This is a genomic window from Bradyrhizobium sp. UNPF46 (genome assembly GCF_006658625.1).
Taxonomy (GTDB): Bacteria; Pseudomonadota; Alphaproteobacteria; order Rhizobiales; family Xanthobacteraceae; genus Bradyrhizobium; species Bradyrhizobium nitroreducens.
Genome location: NZ_LFJB01000060.1, coordinates 60418 through 77988, shown reverse-complemented (window position 1 = coordinate 77988; position 17571 = coordinate 60418). Strand labels below are relative to the sequence as shown.

17 protein-coding genes and 1 pseudogene are annotated in these 17571 nt (G+C 65.4%); 11 read left to right on the top strand and 7 right to left on the bottom strand.

The window, feature by feature from the left end; genetic code table 11:
• Positions 1–17: 17 nt before the first annotated feature.
• On the bottom strand, positions 18–674 hold the full coding sequence (locus UNPF46_RS23500) for a DsbA family protein (RefSeq protein WP_142251597.1): 657 nt from the start codon (positions 672–674) through the stop codon (positions 18–20).
• Positions 675–813: 139 nt separating this feature from the next.
• Positions 814–1311, bottom strand: a complete 498-nt coding sequence (locus UNPF46_RS23495; RefSeq protein ID WP_100176296.1) for a DUF721 domain-containing protein — start codon at positions 1309–1311, stop codon at positions 814–816.
• Between the two features lie 111 nt (positions 1312–1422).
• Between UNPF46_RS23495 and mutY the strand changes: the two genes are divergently transcribed.
• On the top strand, positions 1423–2541 hold the full coding sequence (mutY, locus tag UNPF46_RS23490) for an A/G-specific adenine glycosylase (protein WP_142251596.1): 1119 nt from the start codon (positions 1423–1425) through the stop codon (positions 2539–2541).
• A gap of 53 nt (positions 2542–2594) precedes the next feature.
• Positions 2595–3017, top strand: a pseudogene (locus tag UNPF46_RS23485) (PaaI family thioesterase).
• Between the two features lie 209 nt (positions 3018–3226).
• On the opposite strand, the gene UNPF46_RS23475 reads toward UNPF46_RS23485, so the two are convergent.
• Entirely contained in the window at positions 3227–4504 is a 1278-nt protein-coding gene (locus UNPF46_RS23475; RefSeq protein ID WP_142251594.1) for a flavin-dependent oxidoreductase, read from the bottom strand.
• A 126-nt stretch (positions 4505–4630) separates the two neighbouring features.
• On the opposite strand from UNPF46_RS23475, the gene UNPF46_RS23470 reads away from it, so the two are divergent.
• A complete protein-coding gene (locus UNPF46_RS23470) occupies positions 4631–5251 on the top strand; it encodes a glutathione S-transferase family protein (RefSeq protein WP_100176292.1) in 621 nt (206 codons plus the stop codon).
• Between the two features lie 92 nt (positions 5252–5343).
• On the opposite strand, the gene UNPF46_RS23465 is transcribed toward UNPF46_RS23470, so the two are convergent.
• Entirely contained in the window at positions 5344–6267 is a 924-nt protein-coding gene (locus tag UNPF46_RS23465) for a LysR family transcriptional regulator (protein ID WP_142251593.1), read from the bottom strand.
• A 91-nt stretch (positions 6268–6358) separates the two neighbouring features.
• Here UNPF46_RS23465 and UNPF46_RS23460 point away from each other — a divergent pair, with 91 nt between their 5' ends.
• The 5 genes from UNPF46_RS23460 (at position 6359) to UNPF46_RS23440 (ending at position 12543) form a co-directional block, all read left to right on the top strand.
• Positions 6359–6802, top strand: a complete 444-nt coding sequence (locus tag UNPF46_RS23460) for a nuclear transport factor 2 family protein (RefSeq protein WP_142251592.1) — start codon at positions 6359–6361, stop codon at positions 6800–6802.
• An 83-nt stretch (positions 6803–6885) separates the two neighbouring features.
• Positions 6886–7020, top strand: a complete 135-nt coding sequence (locus UNPF46_RS38560; RefSeq protein ID WP_142251625.1) for a YjiS-like domain-containing protein — start codon at positions 6886–6888, stop codon at positions 7018–7020.
• Positions 7021–7213: 193 nt separating this feature from the next.
• Entirely contained in the window at positions 7214–7732 is a 519-nt protein-coding gene (locus UNPF46_RS23450) for a biliverdin-producing heme oxygenase (protein WP_349628178.1), read from the top strand.
• A complete protein-coding gene (locus UNPF46_RS23445; RefSeq protein ID WP_142251590.1) occupies positions 7729–10275 on the top strand; it encodes an HWE histidine kinase domain-containing protein in 2547 nt (848 codons plus the stop codon). Before UNPF46_RS23450 ends, UNPF46_RS23445 begins: the two co-directional genes overlap by 4 nt.
• A gap of 258 nt (positions 10276–10533) precedes the next feature.
• Positions 10534–12543 (top strand): HAMP domain-containing methyl-accepting chemotaxis protein, encoded by a 2010-nt coding sequence (locus UNPF46_RS23440; protein WP_181770077.1) that lies wholly within the window; start codon positions 10534–10536, stop codon positions 12541–12543.
• 53 nt (positions 12544–12596) lie between these two features.
• Here UNPF46_RS23440 and UNPF46_RS23435 read toward each other — a convergent pair whose 3' ends face one another.
• From UNPF46_RS23435 to UNPF46_RS23425, 3 genes are all read right to left on the bottom strand, one after another.
• Positions 12597–13283: a glutathione S-transferase family protein gene (locus UNPF46_RS23435; RefSeq protein WP_174718850.1), complete on the bottom strand. Its 687-nt coding sequence runs from the start codon at positions 13281–13283 to the stop codon at positions 12597–12599.
• 145 nt (positions 13284–13428) lie between these two features.
• Positions 13429–13755, bottom strand: a complete 327-nt coding sequence (locus UNPF46_RS23430) for a hypothetical protein (RefSeq protein ID WP_100176286.1) — start codon at positions 13753–13755, stop codon at positions 13429–13431.
• Between the two features lie 188 nt (positions 13756–13943).
• Positions 13944–15074: a site-specific DNA-methyltransferase gene (locus tag UNPF46_RS23425; RefSeq protein ID WP_100176285.1), complete on the bottom strand. Its 1131-nt coding sequence runs from the start codon at positions 15072–15074 to the stop codon at positions 13944–13946.
• A 413-nt stretch (positions 15075–15487) separates the two neighbouring features.
• Here UNPF46_RS23425 and ypfJ point away from each other — a divergent pair, with 413 nt between their 5' ends.
• From ypfJ to UNPF46_RS23410, 3 genes are all read left to right on the top strand, one after another.
• On the top strand, positions 15488–16423 hold the full coding sequence (ypfJ, locus tag UNPF46_RS23420; protein WP_142251588.1) for a KPN_02809 family neutral zinc metallopeptidase: 936 nt from the start codon (positions 15488–15490) through the stop codon (positions 16421–16423).
• Positions 16424–16644: 221 nt separating this feature from the next.
• On the top strand, positions 16645–17208 hold the full coding sequence (gene moaB, locus UNPF46_RS23415; protein WP_174718848.1) for a molybdenum cofactor biosynthesis protein B: 564 nt from the start codon (positions 16645–16647) through the stop codon (positions 17206–17208).
• Positions 17209–17277: 69 nt separating this feature from the next.
• Positions 17278–17559, top strand: a complete 282-nt coding sequence (locus UNPF46_RS23410) for a hypothetical protein (RefSeq protein ID WP_142251587.1) — start codon at positions 17278–17280, stop codon at positions 17557–17559.
• Positions 17560–17571 lie beyond the last annotated feature (12 nt).

Below are 17571 nucleotides of genomic sequence, written 5' to 3'. Positions count from 1 at the left end.
GGATCTTGACGAGCGAATCAGCTCTTCAGCAGCGGATTGATCTTCTTGGCGAACTCCTCGAACGAGGCCTCGCCCTTGATCTTCTCGCCGTTGATGAAGAAGGTCGGCGTCGAATCGACCTTGAGCACGTCGCTGGCATATTTCTGGTCGGCGGCGATCTTGTCGAGCAGCGCCTGGTCCTTCAGGCAGGCCTCGACCTGCTGCTGGGTGAGGCCGGCCTGCTTGCCAATCCGCGTCAGCGTCTCGGTGGTGTTCTTCACCACCCAGTCGTTCTGCTGGCGGAACAGCATGTCGGTGACCGCGAAGTATTTCGGCGCGTCGTCCTTGGCGATGCAGCGCGACAGCATCGAGCCGGCGGCGGCTTTGATGTCGAGCGGGAACTCGCGGAAGATGTAACGCACCTTGCCGGCGTCGATGTATTCCTTCTTGATCTTGGGAAACACCTGCTCGTTGAAGGCCGCGCAGTGCGGGCAGGTCATCGAGGCATATTCGGTGATGGTGACGGCGGCATCTTTCGGGCCGAGAGCCATGTCGGGCAGCGACACCGGCTTGGCGACGTCGGCGGCCGACTGGGCCATGGCGTCGGAGATGAACCGCAGCGGCGAGAGCCCGGCAAACGCGGCAAGCCCGGTCAGCGACAGCATCGTGGTGAAGGCGCGGCGGGTGATGATCAAGGTCGGCTCCCGGATTGGTGTGGTCTTGCCCCAAGGACTTATGGCGGGTTTCCGTTCGGGCGGCCTGTCGCTAGCTCGAAACGTCGATTGAGGCAATGGCGCGCGGCGGGACAGGTCCAGATTGGCCGCGAAATAAGGCTCAATTTCGCTTGATGGCGGCCCCAAGTCGGGCCAGCGCCGTCTTCAGTTCTTCATCTTCGATGGCCCCCAGGCTCTCCGCCACCTTGGCGACGCTCTTGGGGTCAGGCGGGCTGGGGCGCTTCCGGGCCTGGGGCCGTGACAGCGGGGCTTGGCGGAAGGCGAGCTTGCCGACCGCGCTCCAGCCGAAGAAGCGGTTGACCCGCTCCAGGATCACGTCGGCGGAGTGCTGGATTTCCAACGCCATCGGCCCCTCGACCCGCAGCACCAGGGTCGCCGGCTCCTGCGGCTGCCCCTCCACGGGCCGCGGCCATTGCATTTTCAGGGGCTCGGCATGGGCCGCGATCTCCGGTCCGGCAATCTGCGCCCACCGCGTCACCAGTTCGCGCGCCGCAAAGCCCTGCTTGGCATAGGCCTCGGCAAAGACGTCGTTGAGCAGGATCCCGAGCGGCTTGGCGCTGATGGGGCCGGGTTTGAAAATGGGGCCGGATTTGGACATGGTCGGCTTTATAGCACTTCGGGCGAACCGCCACGAAGAAAGACGTGGATGCCCCGCGACGCGCGCGGGCATGACATGGAGAGATCGGCGCGACGTCGTTAGGGTGACGACATGAGCCCCAGATCTGCCCGCAAGGCCAGGCCGGAACCCGCGCCGTCGACAGCCTCATCGCGCCCAACAGCCCTGCTCGCCTGGTACGACCGCCATCGCCGGCGGCTGCCCTGGCGCGCGATGCCCGGAGAGGCGTCGGACCCCTACCGGGTCTGGCTGTCCGAGATCATGCTCCAGCAGACCACGGTGAAGGCGGTCGGCCCCTACTTCGAGAAATTCGTCGCGCGCTGGCCTGACGTCACGGCGTTGGGAAGCGCCTCGCAGGACGACGTGCTGCGGATGTGGGCCGGGCTCGGCTATTACTCGCGTGCGCGCAATCTCTACGCCTGCGCGGTCGCGGTGACGCGGGACCATGGCGGCGTGTTTCCGGACACGGAGGAGGGGCTGCGCGCGCTGCCGGGTATCGGGCCGTACACGGCGGCGGCGATCGCAGCGATCGCCTTCGACCGTCACACCATGCCGGTCGACGGCAATATCGAGCGCGTGGTGTCGCGTTTGTTTGCGGTCGAAGAGGAGCTGCCGGCGGCAAAGCCGTTGATCCAGCAATTGGCAACGACGCTGCTGGCGAACGCGCGCGCCGGCGATAGCGCGCAGGCGCTGATGGATCTCGGCTCTTCGATCTGCACGCCGAAGAAGCCGGCCTGCTCGCTCTGCCCGCTCACCGAGGATTGCGCGGCGCGTGCGCAAGGCACGCAGGAGACGTTCCCGCGCAAGGCGCCGAAGAAGAGCGGAACGCTGCGGCGGGGCGCCGCTTTCGTGGTGACGCGCGGGGACGAGCTGCTCGTCCGCAGCCGGCCCGAAAAGGGGCTGCTCGGCGGCATGACCGAGGTGCCCGGTTCGGACTGGCTCGCCGGCCAGGACGACGACGAGGCGAAACGGCAGGCGCCCGCGCTGAAGGGACTGTCGCGCTGGCAGCGCAGGGTGGGCGTCGTCACCCACGTCTTCACGCATTTTCCGCTGGAACTGGTGGTCTACACGGCGAAAGCGGAGGCCCGCACGCGCGCGCCCGCAGGCATGCGCTGGGTGCCGATCGCGACGTTGGCCGGGGAAGCACTGCCGAACGTCATGCGCAAGGTGATCGCGCACGGATTGGGTCTCCCGCCGGCGGCATCCTCCTGACACCATGCTGGCAGCAGGCCCGCGCTAACAGAGGCGACACGGAGGCTTCCCGGATGGTCAAGACAGCGCTCGACAACTTCAAGAGGCCGCCTTGTGCCGAACTGCTGGGCTGGCGTCTGCTCGATGCCCGTCCCGAGGAGGGCTGGATCAAGCTCGGCTTCGAGGGCAAGCCCGAATTCTGCAATCCGGCGGGCTTTATCTAGGGCGGCATGCTCTCGGCCATGCTCGACGATACCATGGGCCCCGCGGTGCTGGTGATGAGTGAGGGGCGGCTCTACACCACGACCATCAGCATGACCGTGAATTTCCTCAGCCCCGCCAGGCCCGGCCCGATCATCGGCGAGGCCCGGGTGACGCAGCTCGGCAAGACCATTGCCTTCGTCGAGGCCAAGCTGATGACGGAAGACGGCACGGTGCTCGCGACGGCAAGCGCGAGCGAGAGGTTGTTGGAGGCGGCGAGGGTGGTGGGGAAATAAGCCGGGCGTCACACTCCTCTTCCCTTCCCTCCCCTTGTGGGGGAAGGTGGCGCGAAGCGCCGGATGAGGGGTTGTCTCAGCGAATTCAAATGAGAGTTGGTCTCGCGGTGAGAACCCCTCACCCAAGTGAGCCCGCGTCTACCGGTGTCGCTGCCCTCTCCCACAAGGGGCGAGGGCGCATCAATATGCATCTCGTTTCGAGTGCAAGCTCACGCCTTCGCCCGCGCATCCTTGCTCACGATCGGCGGCTTCGCATTCAGCGCTTCCACCTGGAAACCGGCCACGCGCTTGTAGTTTGCGGCGATGTCTTCCAGCTCCTTTTGCGACAGCACGTCGGTGACGACCTTGTACCCGTCGGGCGCGCGCTCCTCGACCAGCTGCATCACCTGCTCGGGGCCGTTCTTGCGGTTGAGCAGGACGAGGTCGGTGGTCGCGGGCCGGCGCTCGGCCTCATAGGCGAGCAGCGCGGCCGTGGTCGGGCCATGCGCGAGAATCTCGCGGGTGATGGTGCGGGCATCGAGGATCGCCTGCGAGGCGCCGTTCGAGCCGATCGGGTACATCGGATGCGCGGCATCGCCCATCAGCGTGACCTTGCCGAAGGTCCATTGCGAGACCGGGTCGCGGTCGACCAGCGGATATTCATAGGCGTGCGGGCAGTTCCGGATCAGGCCGGGCACGTCGAGCCAGTCGAACTGCCAGCTCTCGAACCAGGGCAGAAACTCCTCCAGCCGCGCGGTGCGGTTATAGTCCTCGCGCCGCCACTGATAGGTCGGCGGCATATGCCGCTCGGCGACCCAGTTGATCAGATGGTTGCCGGCCGCGTCCGGCTCTTTGCTGATCGGATAGCAGACGAATTTCAGGATCTCGTGGCCGGCCATGATCATGGTGCGGCCGGTGAGGAAGGCTTTCGCCGGCGTGACGCCGCGCCAGAGGATGCGGCCGTTCCAGATCGGCGGCCCTTCGTTGGGATAGAGCTTTTCTCGCGCGGCGGAATGAATGCCGTCGGCGGCGATCAGGATGGCGCCTTCGTAAGTGCCGGCGGCCTTGCCGGTCGCCCGGTCGATGAAATCGGCGCGCACGCCGTTCGCGGTCTCGTTCCAGCCGGTCAGATGACGGCTGGTGAGGATGTTGTCACGGCCGAGCCGCTCGATCGCGGTGTCGAGCAGGATCTGTTGCAGCGTGCCGCGATGGATCGAGAATTGCGGCCATTTGTAGCCGGCCTCCAGCCCGCGCGGCTCGCTCCAGATCGGCTTGCCGTGCTTGGAGAAATAGGCGAGCTCGCGCGTCCGCACGCCGCTGGCGTCCAGCTTGTCGAGCAGCCCGAGCTCGATCAGCTCGCGGACCGCATGCGGCAGCACGTTGATGCCGACGCCGAGCGGCTTCAGTTCGGCGACGCTCTCGAACACTTTTACGGGAACGCCGATTTCGTGCAGGCTGAGCGCAAGCGTCAGCCCGCCGATGCCGCCACCGGCGATGAGTACCGTCATGACCAATCCCCCTCCGATTGACGGCGTCTTCGCACAGCCGGGCGGCGGTGGGCAACTGCGAAGAGGTCCCTATGGACGGCGCGGCGGAGGACCGTTAACCTCGGGTTTTCCCCCATGAGGTCCGACATGCTCAAGCTCTACTACGCAACCGGCACCTGCGCGCTCGCCACCTACATCACCCTGGAGGAGGCCGGCGCCGACTACACCGCCGAACGGCTGAGCTTCAAGGACAACCAGCAGAACAGCCCCGACTATCTCAAGATCAATCCGAAGGGCCGCGTGCCGGCGCTGGTGACCGATCGCGGCATCCTGACCGAGACGCCGGCGATGCTGGCTTACGTCGCCCAGACGTTCCCCAAGGCGAAGCTCGCGCCGCTCGACGATCCCTTCGACTTCGCCCAGGTGCAGTCGTTCAATTCGTATCTCTGCTCGACGGTGCATATCAACCACGCCCACAAGATGCGGGGCGCGCGCTGGGCGACGCAGGAGAGCTCGTTCGCCGACATGAAGGCGATGGTGCCGAAGACCATGGCTGCCTGCTTCGCGCTGATGGAGCAGAAGATGTTCAGGGGCCCCTGGGTGATGGGCGAGCAGTACACGATCTGCGATCCCTATCTCTTCACGCTCTCCACATGGCTCGAAGGCGACAGCGTCGACATCAACGCCACGCCGAAGATCGCCGACCATTTCAAGCGCATGTCGGACCGGCCCGCCGTAGCCAAGGTGATGGCCGCGCAGAAGGCGTAAGGCCGCTGCGACTTATTCCCCTGTCGTGCCGGATCGGCGCTCCGCTTTGCTGCGCTTGTCCGGGACGACACCGGGTTTGTTGAAGCCGCATCCTACTCAACGCGCCGTTTCTTCTTCTCCAACTCCCGCCCCGTCTGAAGCATCAGCCGCCGCAGCCAGATCGAGCCGGGGTCCATCTGCGCCCGCGTCGGATGGAACATGAATTGCTCGTCGATGCCGGGGTCCAGCGGCGGCGTCACCGCGACGAGACCGAGCCGTTTCGAAAGGGCCGCGATCAGCCGGCGCGGCACGAAGGCGACGAGGTCGGTGCGGGCGGCGACGTGCAGCGCTTCGAGATAGCCTGAGACCACCAGCGAGACGTGCCGCTCGATGCCCTCGGTGCGCAGCCAGGTGTCGATGAGATCCTCGGCGTTGCCGCGGATGATCACGCCGACATGGCGCGCCGCCAGGAACGTTTCGCGCCGCTTCAGCTTCGTCGACTGCGGATGGCCGCGCCGCACCGCCAGGGCGTCGCGGTCGGTGTAGAGCAATTGGCGGTGGAAGCCCTTGAAGGCATTGCCGATCGAGATCACGAGGTCGATGGTGCGGGCGAACTCGGCGTGGAAGATCGCAGGCCCTCGCCACGGCACGACGTCGACGCGGACGTTGGGCGCAAGGCGCGTCACCTTCTCCATCAGCGGCGGCATCAACAGCTCGACGGCGAGATCGGGCATCATCAGGCGAAACTGCCGCTCGCTGCGTGCCGCGTCGAACTCATCCGGCACGAACAGCCCGCGCACCTGGTCCAGTGCCTGCGCCAGCGGCGCGCGCAGGGCCTGGGCCCGCGGCGTCAACTCCATCCGGGCGCCGGTGCGCACCAGCAGCGGATCGCCGAAGATGTCGCGCAGCCGTTGCAGCGCGTGGCTGGTCGCGGGCTGTGACAGGCCGATCCGCATGGCCGCGCGGCTGACATTGGCCTCGCGCAACAGCGCATCGAGCGCGGTCAGAAGATTGAGGTCGAGCGAATTCAAATTCATGAGGCGAATAGATATCATACCAGTTATCGATTTGAAGAATTATCCGGGCGCGGCGATGATCCCTGACGTTCTCACCAAAGGAGATGCCGCCATGAGCGCTGCCGCCAACAAGAAACTGATGCAGGACATTTTCGCCGCCGCCGCCAATCCCGATCCGGCCGCGCGCGATCGCACCCTGTTCACCACAAGCCTTGCCGATGATGCCAAATGGATCGTGACCGGTCAGTATTCCTGGTCACGCACCTTTTCGGGCAAGGAGGCGATCCTCAACGATCTGCACGGCTATGTGCGCACCCGCCTGCGCGACCGCACGCGCACGGTCGCGCATCGCTTCATCGCCGACGGCGATGTGGTCGTCGTGGAAGCCAAGGGCGACAACGTCACGCCTGAGGGCGTGCGTTACGACAACGATTATTGCCTGGTGTTTCGTCTGGAGGACGGCAGGATCAAGGAGATCCGGGAATATTGCGACTCGGTCTTGACCGAAAAGGCGCTCGGACCTTTTCCGCAGGCACCGGTGAAGGCCGCGAGCTGAGGGGAGTGAGCGCCATCTCCGCCGGCCGATGTCATCAGGCCGAGCCGGCGAGGATCGTGCGGGGGTGGCAGGCCCTGATCGAGATGGTCCGTGTCAGGCGCGAACGGTCCCGGGCCCGGGATCAACTCGCCGCCATGACCGAACGGGAGCTTCTGGACTGCGGGATGACCAGGGCGGAGATCATGTACGAGTTGCGCAAGCCCCGCCGACGGAAATAGGAGGCCGACGGTCCCGGCCCGCCGCTTCCCCGGATTTTCCAGTGCCGGCGGAACCTTTTCGGTTCCGCCGGCGTTTCCTTCGCTCCCGGGGCAATTGCGCCTCCGGCATCGCGCGTTTGGGAATTTCATGCTGGCTGGGGTTTCGGACGTTTCGACACAGGTTGGCTGCAGCTTTCCCGGACTCCGTGAACGATTGAGAGATGCGACCGCGGCTGTGCACCGGGAGCTCGATGCGCAACTATCGTCATTCGATCTCACCGTCGTGGCGGGCTATCGCCGTTTTCTCCAAGCCAGCGCCGGCGCGCTTCTTCCGCTCGAAGCCGCCCTTGTCGAAGCGGGTGTCGCCGGCATGTTTCCGGACTGGCCGGAGCGGTCGCGCGGTGCCGCGATCGCGGCTGATCTCGGACGGCTCGGCAGCGCCGCGCAATCCACCGTATCGGTACCGCCGCTGACGCCCAGCGGAATGCTCGGTACGATGTACGTGCTGGAGGGCTCCCGGCTCGGGGCCAAGCTCCTGCTGAAGGAGGTCGTCGAGGCCGGCGACCCGCGCATGACGGAGGCCACCTGCTATCTTCGCCACGGGGCAGGCAAGCGGCTCTGGCAAAGCTTCCTGTCAAAGCTCGAAAGCGAAGAGGTCTGCGACGAGGATGAGGTGATCGCGGCGGCGCGCGTTGCGTTCGCTGCGTTCGAGCGTGCGGCGGACCGCGCATGAACGAGGCGGTCAATCTCACCAATTGCGATCGCGAGCCGATCCACGTTCCCGGCAGCGTGCAGCCGTTCGGCTTCCTGCTCGCCGTGCTCTCGGACTTCACGATCTGCATGGCCTCGGACAATGTCGGCAGCTTTCTCGGAAGCGACGTTGCTGACCTGCTCCAGCAGCCGTTGTCGTCCGTCATGTCCGAAGCCGCCGTCCAGGTCATCCGCAGCCGCGTCGACCATTTGAGCGGGCCGGACGCGACCGAGCGCCTGTTCGAAGTCGAGCTCCAACCCGGCAAGCCGCTTTACGATCTCTCGATCCATTTCTCCGGCGTCTACCTCATCATCGAGGCCGAGCCGAGCGCCCACCAGCCGGGCATCAATTCAGGCGAGCTCGTCCGCCTGATGCTCGACCGAATCCGCAAGACGCGGGGCATGACCGATCTCGCGCGCGAGGCGGCGCGCCAGCTCAAGGTGCTGACCGGCTTCGACCGGGTCATGGTCTACCAGTTTCATCCGGACGGATCGGGCGAGGTCATCGCGGAGACCGCGGAAGCCGGGCTCGAATCCTTCCTCGGCCTGCATTATCCGGCCTCCGACATCCCCCGCCAGGCCCGCATCCTCTATCAGCGCAACTGGCTGCGCATCATCGCCGACATCAACGCCGTGCCGGCTGCGCTGACGTCCACCCCCACGCACAATGCCGGGCTGCTCGATCTTTCGATGAGCGTGCTGCGCTCGGTCTCGCCGATTCACATCGAATATCTGCGCAACATGGGCGTCGCCGCCTCGATGTCGGTGTCGATCCTGCGCGATGGCAAGCTGTGGGGGCTGTTCGCCTGCCATCATTATTCGCCGCGTTACATCTCGTTCGACAGACGCACGGCCTCGGAGCTGTTCGGGCAGATGTTCTCCTGGATCGTCGAGGGGCGCGAGCGCGAGGGCGACGTCGCCTATGAGGCCCGCGCCCATCAGGTTCAGGAGCGGTTGATCGAGATGGCGGCCGCGCACGAGCACAGTCGCCGCGCGATCATCGACTTCCTCGGCGACTATCGCAGGATGATCGACTGCGACGGCGTCGCGGTGTGGTCCGACAACAAGATCGCGCTCCAAGGTGAGACGCCGACCGAGGACGAGGTGAAGGACCTCGTCGCCTTCATCAACCGGACCTCGCCGGGACGGATTTCCGCCAGCGCCGAGATCGCCAAGGTTTATGCCGCCGGCCAGTCCTTCCGCGACCGTGCGGCCGGTTTTCTCGCCATTCCGATCTCACGGACCCCGCGCGACTGTCTGATCTTCTTCCGGCGCGAGGTGACGCGTTCGGTGAACTGGGCCGGCGCTCCCGACAAGGTCTACGACGAGGGCCCGAACGGGTCACGGCTGACGCCGCGCAAGAGCTTCGAGGTCTGGCAAGAGACGGTGGCGGGTCAGTCGAAACCGTGGTCGGCCGCCGATATCCGCATCGCCGAGAGCCTGCGCGTCACACTGCTGGAAGTGATCCTGCAATTGTCCGACCTTGCCGCGCGTGAGCGCCGCGGTGCCCAGGAGCGGCAGGAGCTGATGATCGCCGAGCTCAATCACCGCGTCCGCAACATCCTGAGCCTGGTCCGGGCGCTGGTGGCGCAGAGCAAGGACACCGCGACGAGCGTGGAGGAGTTTGCCGGCGTTCTCGGCGGTCGCATCCAGGCTCTGGCCCGCGCCCACGACCAGATCACCAATCTGAACTGGGCGCCGGTGGCGCTGCGGACCCTCGTCGAATCGGAGGCCGGCGCCTATCTCGGGGCGCGTGCCGGCCGCGTGAAGATGGGCGGGCCGGACGTCGCGCTCGATCCCAAGGCGTTTGCCACGCTGGCCCTCGTCGTCCACGAGATGATGACGAACTCCGCCAAATATGGCGCGCTCGCCGATTCCACGGGCAGCGTCGAGGTGGTTTGGCGCCTCGATCCTTCGTCGAGCCTCGTGATCGAATGGAAGGAAAGCGGCGGCCCGCCGGTGCAGCCACCGACGCGGCGCGGCTTCGGCACCACGATCATCGAGCGCTCGGTGCCGTTCGATCTCAAGGGCGATGCCGAAATCCGTTTCGATCTTCTGGGCGTGCAGGCGAAGTTCGTCATTCCCCCCAATTTCGTCGAGCTGGTGCCGTCAATAGCAGGAGCCGCCATGCGTATCGAGGAGCAACAGTCCAGCCGTCCCCGGATCTCCGAGACCGCGCTGATCGTCGAGGACAACCTGATCATCGCAATGGCGGCGGAGGTCATCCTGCTCGATCTCGGCGCCCGCCACGTCGACACCGCCGCAACCGTCGACCAGGCGCTGCGCTCGATCGAACGCACGCGGCCGAGCTTTGCCCTGCTCGATCTCAACCTCGGCAACGAGAGCAGCATCAAGGTGGCGCAGAAGCTCAAGGAGATCGGCGTGCCCTTCATCTTCGCAACCGGCTATGGCGAACGCGCCCCAATCCCGGAGCAACTGGCATCGGCTCCGGTCGTCCAGAAGCCGTATACGCTCGAAGTGGTCGAGAACGCGCTCGGCAAATTGCAGCAGGCCGGCGCCCAGTGAGGGGTCGCATGCGACGCTATGCATGTCGCTGCGGATTCTTGCATGACTTCGCATGGCTGCCGATAAAATCAGCAGCTCTCGCGTGCGCCGATGCGCGCGAGCGCGAGAATTTGAAGGTTCAATTAACGAGTGTCCTCCATTGTGTCGCAGTGCAGCGTGGGTCGCAAGGACGCGAGCCGCGGCTGCCGGGGTGGCCGGTGACGATCGCCGGAATCGTTCGGCCGCTCGAAGTGGAATGCATCTGGGTGGACAGTGGGAATGCCGAACTTTCGTTTGCGGATCAGGGGACGCCTGTACGCAGGCTTCATGGCCCTGGTGGCGGTCGGTCTCGTGATGGCGGTCGTTGCCGTCTGGAATTTGCGCTCGGTGCAGGATCAGGTCGCACGACAATCCGCACTTTCGGACAGCACGGCGCGGGTGCTGGAGATATCGACCCATCTGCAGGCGATCCAGCGCGCCAATCTGCGCTACGTCTACGATGCCAACGAGCCCGCGATGAAGGAGGCGCAAGAGCGCGAGGCCGCCGCGATCGAGCTGCTGCGGGTCGGCGCCAAGGGGACGCTCTCGGACGAGCGGCGTGCGCTCTACAACAGCCTGATCGACGACATCGGCAAGATGCGAAGCCTGCGTGACAACCTCGGTGACGCCGTCAACGAGGCGCGAACGGGCAAGGCGACCTTGCTGCCGGGCGGCGAGGACCTCGCCGTCAAGACGGCCAAGCTGGTCGATGTGGCGCGCGCGGCCGTCGACGAGGACACCGCAGCCCTGGTCGCCGACCTCGAATCCAGGATCCTGCTCGTTCGAATCGCAAACTGGCGTTTCCTGGCCTTGCGCGACGTGCAGGGGCCGGCGAATTTCCGGGCCAGCGTCGACCGGGCCGCACAACGGCTCGCGGCGCTCGAAAAGAGCCCGCAGGCGACGGAACTGCGCTCGACACTGGCGCCGGTGAAGACCGCGCTCGGCGTCTACAAATCCGCCTTCGAGACGACGTCCGCCGCGATGCTTCAGGCCGACGAGATCTATCACAAGAACCTCGCGCCGCTCATCGTCGACACTATCGGCCGGCTCAAGGCCGCGGAAACGACCCTGAAGAAGGACTACCAGGACTCGCGCAGCCAGGCCGAAGCTGTGATCGCCGGCACGACGACCGTTCAGGAGATTGCAGGCGGTCTGGCCATCCTGTTCGGCGCCATCGTCGCCTTCCTGATCGCGCGCAGCATCGTCGGCCCCCTGGCTTCGATGACGCGTGCGATGGGGCTGCTCGCCGGCGGCAATCTCGCGGTCGAGATTCCCGGCCGCGGCAAGACCGACGAGATCGGTGACATGGCCAAGGCGATCCAGGTGTTCAAGGACAACATGATCGACACCGAGCGGATGCGCGCCGAGCAGACCGAGCTCGAAGCCCGGCAGGCCGAAAGCCGCAAGCAGGACATGGTCAGGCTGGCCGACCAGTTCGAGCAGGCGGTCGGCGAGATCGTCAACACGGTGTCGTCGGCGTCGAACGAGCTCGAAGCCTCCGCCGGCACGCTGACTACGACCGCCTCGCGGGCGCAGGATTTGTCGACGGAGGTCGCCAGCGCCTCGCAGGAGGCCTCGGCCAATGTCCAGGCGGTGGCCTCGGCGACCGAGGAGCTCTCCTCCTCGGTGTCCGAGATCGCGCGCCAGGTGCAGGAATCCGCGCGGATCGCCCGCGACGCCGTCGGTCAGGCGAGCCGGACCAACGAGCGGGTCGGCGAGCTCTCCAAGGCCGCCGCACGGATCGGCGACGTGGTCGAGCTGATCAGCACGATCGCCGGCCAGACCAACCTGTTGGCGCTGAACGCCACCATCGAGGCGGCGCGTGCCGGCGACGCCGGCCGCGGCTTTGCCGTGGTCGCCTCCGAGGTCAAGGCCCTCGCCGAGCAGACCGCGAAGGCGACCGGTGAGATCGGCCAGCAGATCTCCAACATCCAGGCCGCCACCGAGCAGTCCGTCGGCGCCATCAGGGAAATCAGCGGCACCATCGAGCGGCTGTCGGAGATTTCCTCGACGGTCGCGGCCGCGGTGGAGCAGCAGGGCGCGGCGACGCAGGAGATTTCGCGCAACGTCCAGCAGGCTGCCGATGGCACGCAGCGGGTGTCGTCCAATATCGGCGACGTGCAGCGCGGCGCTTCCGACACCGGATCGGCTTCATCGCAGGTGTTGTCTGCGGCACGCTCGCTGTCGGCCGACAGCAACCGCCTGAAGCTGGAAGTCGCCAAGTTCCTGAGCTCGGTTCACGCCGCCTGAGGCGTGAAAAGGGCCACGCGCATGCGCGTGGCCCGACAAGCGGCGTGGTGCGATCAGGCGACCTTGGTCGTCATGTGCTTGAACATGTTGGCGCGCGCCTCGTCGTCCATCTCGGCCTTGAAGGTGAACTTGTCCTTCAGCGCGATCGCCCGGGCTGCCGCGGGCCGTCCCGAGATCTCGTCCACCAGCCGCTTCACGTTGGGATAGCGCGCGAAGGCGTCGTCGCCGAGCTTGAACGGCAACATCCGCGCCCAGCCCCACAGCGCCATGTCGACGATGGAATAATCGTCGCCGACCATGGTGTCGCGGCCGTTGAGGTGAGCGTCGAGAATCCGGTAGTGGCGATCGGTCTCGTACTGATAGCGATTATGGGCGTAGTCGTGGTTCTGGTCCTTCGGCGCGAAGTGCTTGAAGTGCACGGCCTGGCCCGAATAGGGGCCGACGCCGGTCGCGATGAACATCAGCCATGACAGCGTCTCGCCGCGCACGCTGGCGGCGGGCAGGAATTTGCCGGTCTTCTCGGCGAGATAAAGCAGGATGGCGTTCGAGTCGAACACGATGGTCCCGTTGTCGTCGATCGCCGGCACCTTGCCGTTCGGATTGACCTTCAGATAGTCGGGCGTGAACTGCTCGCCCTTGCGGGTGTCGATCTTCACCGGCTCGAAGGGAAGGCCGGCCTCTTCCAGGTAAAGCGCGACCTTGGTCGGGTTTGGCGAGCCGTTGAAATAGAATTTGAGCATCACACATCTCCCCAGGGTTTCTTGCCAATATCTCGTGCCGAGAGCGAACGCAGCATCATTGCCGCGGGGCCGCCTTCTCTTGCCTGAACCTCGTCGGAGAGGGCAACCGGCGAGTTTGCCGGGCGGTATCTGCGCTGTGCGCAGATCAGGCGGCGTAACAAAGGCCGATCGCCGCCGTAAGGACCATCGCCGCGCCGACCGCCTCCAGGCGCAGACCGAGCCGCGCAGCAAGATGCATGTCGGAGGCCCGCGCAGCGCGCTCCGAGCCGCGGGCATAGCCGTGCACGATGACGTCGTGATTGAAATTGTCGTGCGCCTCGTTGCTGCTGGCGAGCCCGACGCAAATCACGAGCACGCCGAACAGCGCGAGGCCGAAGAAGCCGAGCAGGGCGATCAGGAACATCGGAAACATGCCGAGCAGGAAGATCGGCAGCAGCGGCACCAGCAGCAATGTCTCGGACTGTCGTCGCATGGGAGCAGGCCGGTCAGGACGGGGCTGATCAGGCGAATGTAGTCCTGGCTGCCGCCTCATTCAAGGCGCCGTCGCCGTTATGCCGGGGCGCGCCTCTTGGCGCGAGCCTGGAATCCATTGGGCTGCATGTGCGGTGGTTGGATGGATTCCGGGTTCTCGCTTCGCGAGCCCCGGAATGACAGCGCAGCTTACTCGGTCGCCATTCCCGCGCGGATCTCGGCGCGCAGCTCGTCGATCAGCTTGAGACCCTTCTTGGTCTCGATGTGCCAGAAGGTCCAGCCGTTGCAGGCCTGGGCGCCTTGCGCCACCGCGCCGATGCGGTGGATCGAGCCGACCTTGTCGCCGAACATGATGGCGCCGTCGGCACGGACCAGCGCGCCGAGCTTCTTCTTGGCGTCGAACAGTTTCGTGCCGGGCATGATCATGCCGCGCTCGATCAGCTCGGAGAACGCCACGCGTGGTGCTTCGCGCGCGGTCATGAACGGGGCGAGGCTCTCCTCCGGCAGCGGCTCGACCTTGGCGATGCGCGCCTCGGCGGCTTTCGCATAGGTCTTGTCGCGCTCGAAGCCGATATAGGAGCGGCCGAGGCGTTTGGCGACGGCGCCGGTGGTGCCGGTGCCGTTGAAGGGATCGATCACGAGATCGCCGGGCTTCGACGAGGACAGCAGCACGCGCGCCAGCAGGCCTTCCGGCTTCTGGGTCGGATGCACTTTCTTGCCGTCGGCGCCCTTCAGGCGCTCCTCGCCGGTGCAGAGCGGGATCAGCCAGTCGGAGCGTGCCTGCACGTCCTCGTTGGCGGCCTTCAGCGCCTCGTAGTTGAACGTGTAGCCCTTGGCCTTCTCGTCACGCGCGGCCCAGATCATGGTCTCGTGCGCGTTGGTGAAGCGGCGGCCGCGGAAATTCGGCATCGGGTTCGACTTGCGCCAGACGATGTCGTTCAGGAGCCAGAAGCCGAGGTCCTGCATGATCGCGCCGACGCGGAAGATGTTGTGATAGGAGCCGATCACCCAGATCGTCGCCGACGGCTTCATCGCGCGGCGTGCGGCAAGCAGCCAGGCGCGGGTGAAATCGTCATAGGCGGAGAATGAATCGAACTTGTCCCAGTCGTCGTCGACGGCGTCGACGTGGGACTCGTCGGGGCGCTTGAGATCGCCCTTGAGCTGGAGATTGTAGGGCGGATCTGCGAACACCAGATCGACGCTACCTGCCTGAAGCTTCGACATCTCGGCGACGCAATCACCGAGGATGATTCGATGCGACGGAGACTCGAAATTTGTGCGGGGCGCCCTTGCAGACGCCCCGCGACGCGACTCTACCATGACTCAAGAACTCTGACTCAGGCGACGCTGTCGGCGACGCGGGACCAAACAACCGACTGACCGTTACAATGAAGCGGCAAAGTAAAAATCGACTTAACCCGCCGTTTTGTTGAGCAGACCGCGCGTCGCGTTCCGCGTGCATGTCGTCGTGCGCATTCGCTGTTTTTTACAGGGGATTTCGCGCTCGCTTGGGTTGGGGGAGCAATCGTGGCTTCAAAAAGGCTGCAAATTTCCCTCGGAAAAAATTGCTCGACCCTCGGAAAAAATTGCTGGCATCGGCATGCTGTCGCACTAGGCAATAATTGCCGAGCGGGATATTGATGAAGGCAACGGAAATTTTACGTGTGTGGCGCGTTGAGCTTTCGCGCTTCTGCGCCCAGATGATGCCAATCGAGGACTGAGGGAAACCCGCCATGCGCTACGATGATTTCCGCCGCAGCGACGACATCGAGGATCGTCGCGACGATGGTGGAGGCGGCGGTGGCGGAGGCGGGTTCGGCCTGCCCATGGGTGGCGGTGGCCTCGGCATCGGCACGATCATCATCCTTGGCCTGGTCGGCTATGCTTTCGGCATCGACCCGCGCATCCTGATCGGCGGTGCCGAGATCCTCACCGGCGGCGGCGAGGCGCCGAGCTACCAGACCGATCGCCAGTCGTCTTCGACCGCCAAGCGCGGCGCGCCGACCGACGAGATGGGCAGCATGATCGCCGGCATTCTCGGCGAGATCGACGACCGTTGGAGCGAGATCTTCCAGGCCTCGGGCCAGTCCTACACCGGCCCGAAGGTCGTGCTGTTCCGCAACGTCACCAATGGCGGTCGCTGCGGCCGGGCAGAGTCGGCGATGGGCCCGTTCTATTGTCCGCCGGACCGCACCATCTTCCTCGACACCAGCTTCTTCCGCGAGGTCGAGACGCGCTTCCGCGGCTGCTCCGGCAAGTCGGCCTGCAATTTCACCACGGCCTACATCATCGCGCACGAAGCCGGCCATCACATCCAGAACCTGCTCGGCATCATTCCGCGCGTGACGCGGCTGCAGCAGCAGGCCGGCAGCAAGGCGGAGGCCAACGCACTCCAGGTCAAGGTCGAGTTGCAGGCCGATTGCCTGTCCGGCGTCTGGGTCAACCGCGAGGCGAAGAAACGTCCGAACTTCCTCGAGGCCGGCGACATCGACGCCGCGCTGACGACGGCGAGCGCGATTGGCGACGACACGCTGCAGCGGCAGGCCACGGGACGCGTCGTGCCCGACTCCTTCACCCACGGCTCGGCCGCGCAACGCAAGCAGTGGTTCATGACCGGCTACCAGCAGGGCACGGTCCAGGCCTGCAACACGTTCGGCGGTGGGACGTAGGAACGAAGGTTTCAGGGACGCCGCGCGAATTATGATGCGCGATTGCGCATCTTGGAATCCGGGAGTAGTGCCGTCATCCTGAGGTGCTCGCCTCTTCGGCGAGCCCTAGAGGATGGCGGAGCCCGCGGCCCATCCTTCGGGGCTCACCCTGCGGTGCGCATGCACCTCAGGGCGCGCACCGCAGGATGACGGCGGTGGGCGTTGAAAGAAGGTACAGCGCTATGGCCTCCATCGACGAAACCAAGCAGTTCATCCCGCTCAACATCGCGGTGCTCACCGTGTCGGACACGCGCGCGCTTAGCGACGACAAGTCCGGCCAGACGCTCGCTGATCGTCTCACCGCTGCCGGCCATCGTCTCGCCGCGCGCGAGATCGTCACGGACGACGTCGAGGCGATCCGTGCCGTCGTCCGCCGCTGGATCGCCGATAGCGGCGTCGACGTCGTCATCACCACCGGCGGCACCGGCTTTACGGGGCGCGACGTCACGCCGGAGGCGATCGAGCCGCTGTTCGAGAAGCGCATGGACGGTTTCTCGATTGCCTTCCACATGCTGAGCCACGCCAAGATCGGGACCTCGACGATCCAGAGCCGCGCCACCGCGGGCGTTGCCGGCGCCACCTACATCTTCTGTCTGCCCGGCTCGCCCGGCGCCTGCCGCGACGGCTGGGACGGCATCCTGGCTGCCCAGCTCGACTACCGCACGCGCCCCTGCAATTTCGTCGAGATCATGCCGCGCCTGGATGAGCATCTGCGAAGACCGAAGGCGCAAGGCGCGACGGCGTAGGCGGGTTTGTCGACTGCTTCGTTGTCTTGCGAGGGAACGCATCTCCCAGACCACCTCTGTGAGTCCCAAATGAAATCTGGCGCGCTCGCGTTGATTTGGATTCTCGTAGCGTTCTGGGGCCTCGGGCTTTTCGCAATGATTGCCCGTCTTTGGTATTTTCAGATCGTGATGCTGAACAATCCGGCTCCGGACAGAACTTCGGGCTGGCAAGGTGGCTTCTTTGATGCCAGCCGTTACAATGCCGCCGGGCAGGAAGCTCATCGCAAGATGCTGAGCTTTTATTGGAAGGTGGTCGCGTTTGGCTTGGGCGGCCTGCTCGTAATCGCGATCATAGGCGTGCTGCTGAGCTGATCCACGCAGCAA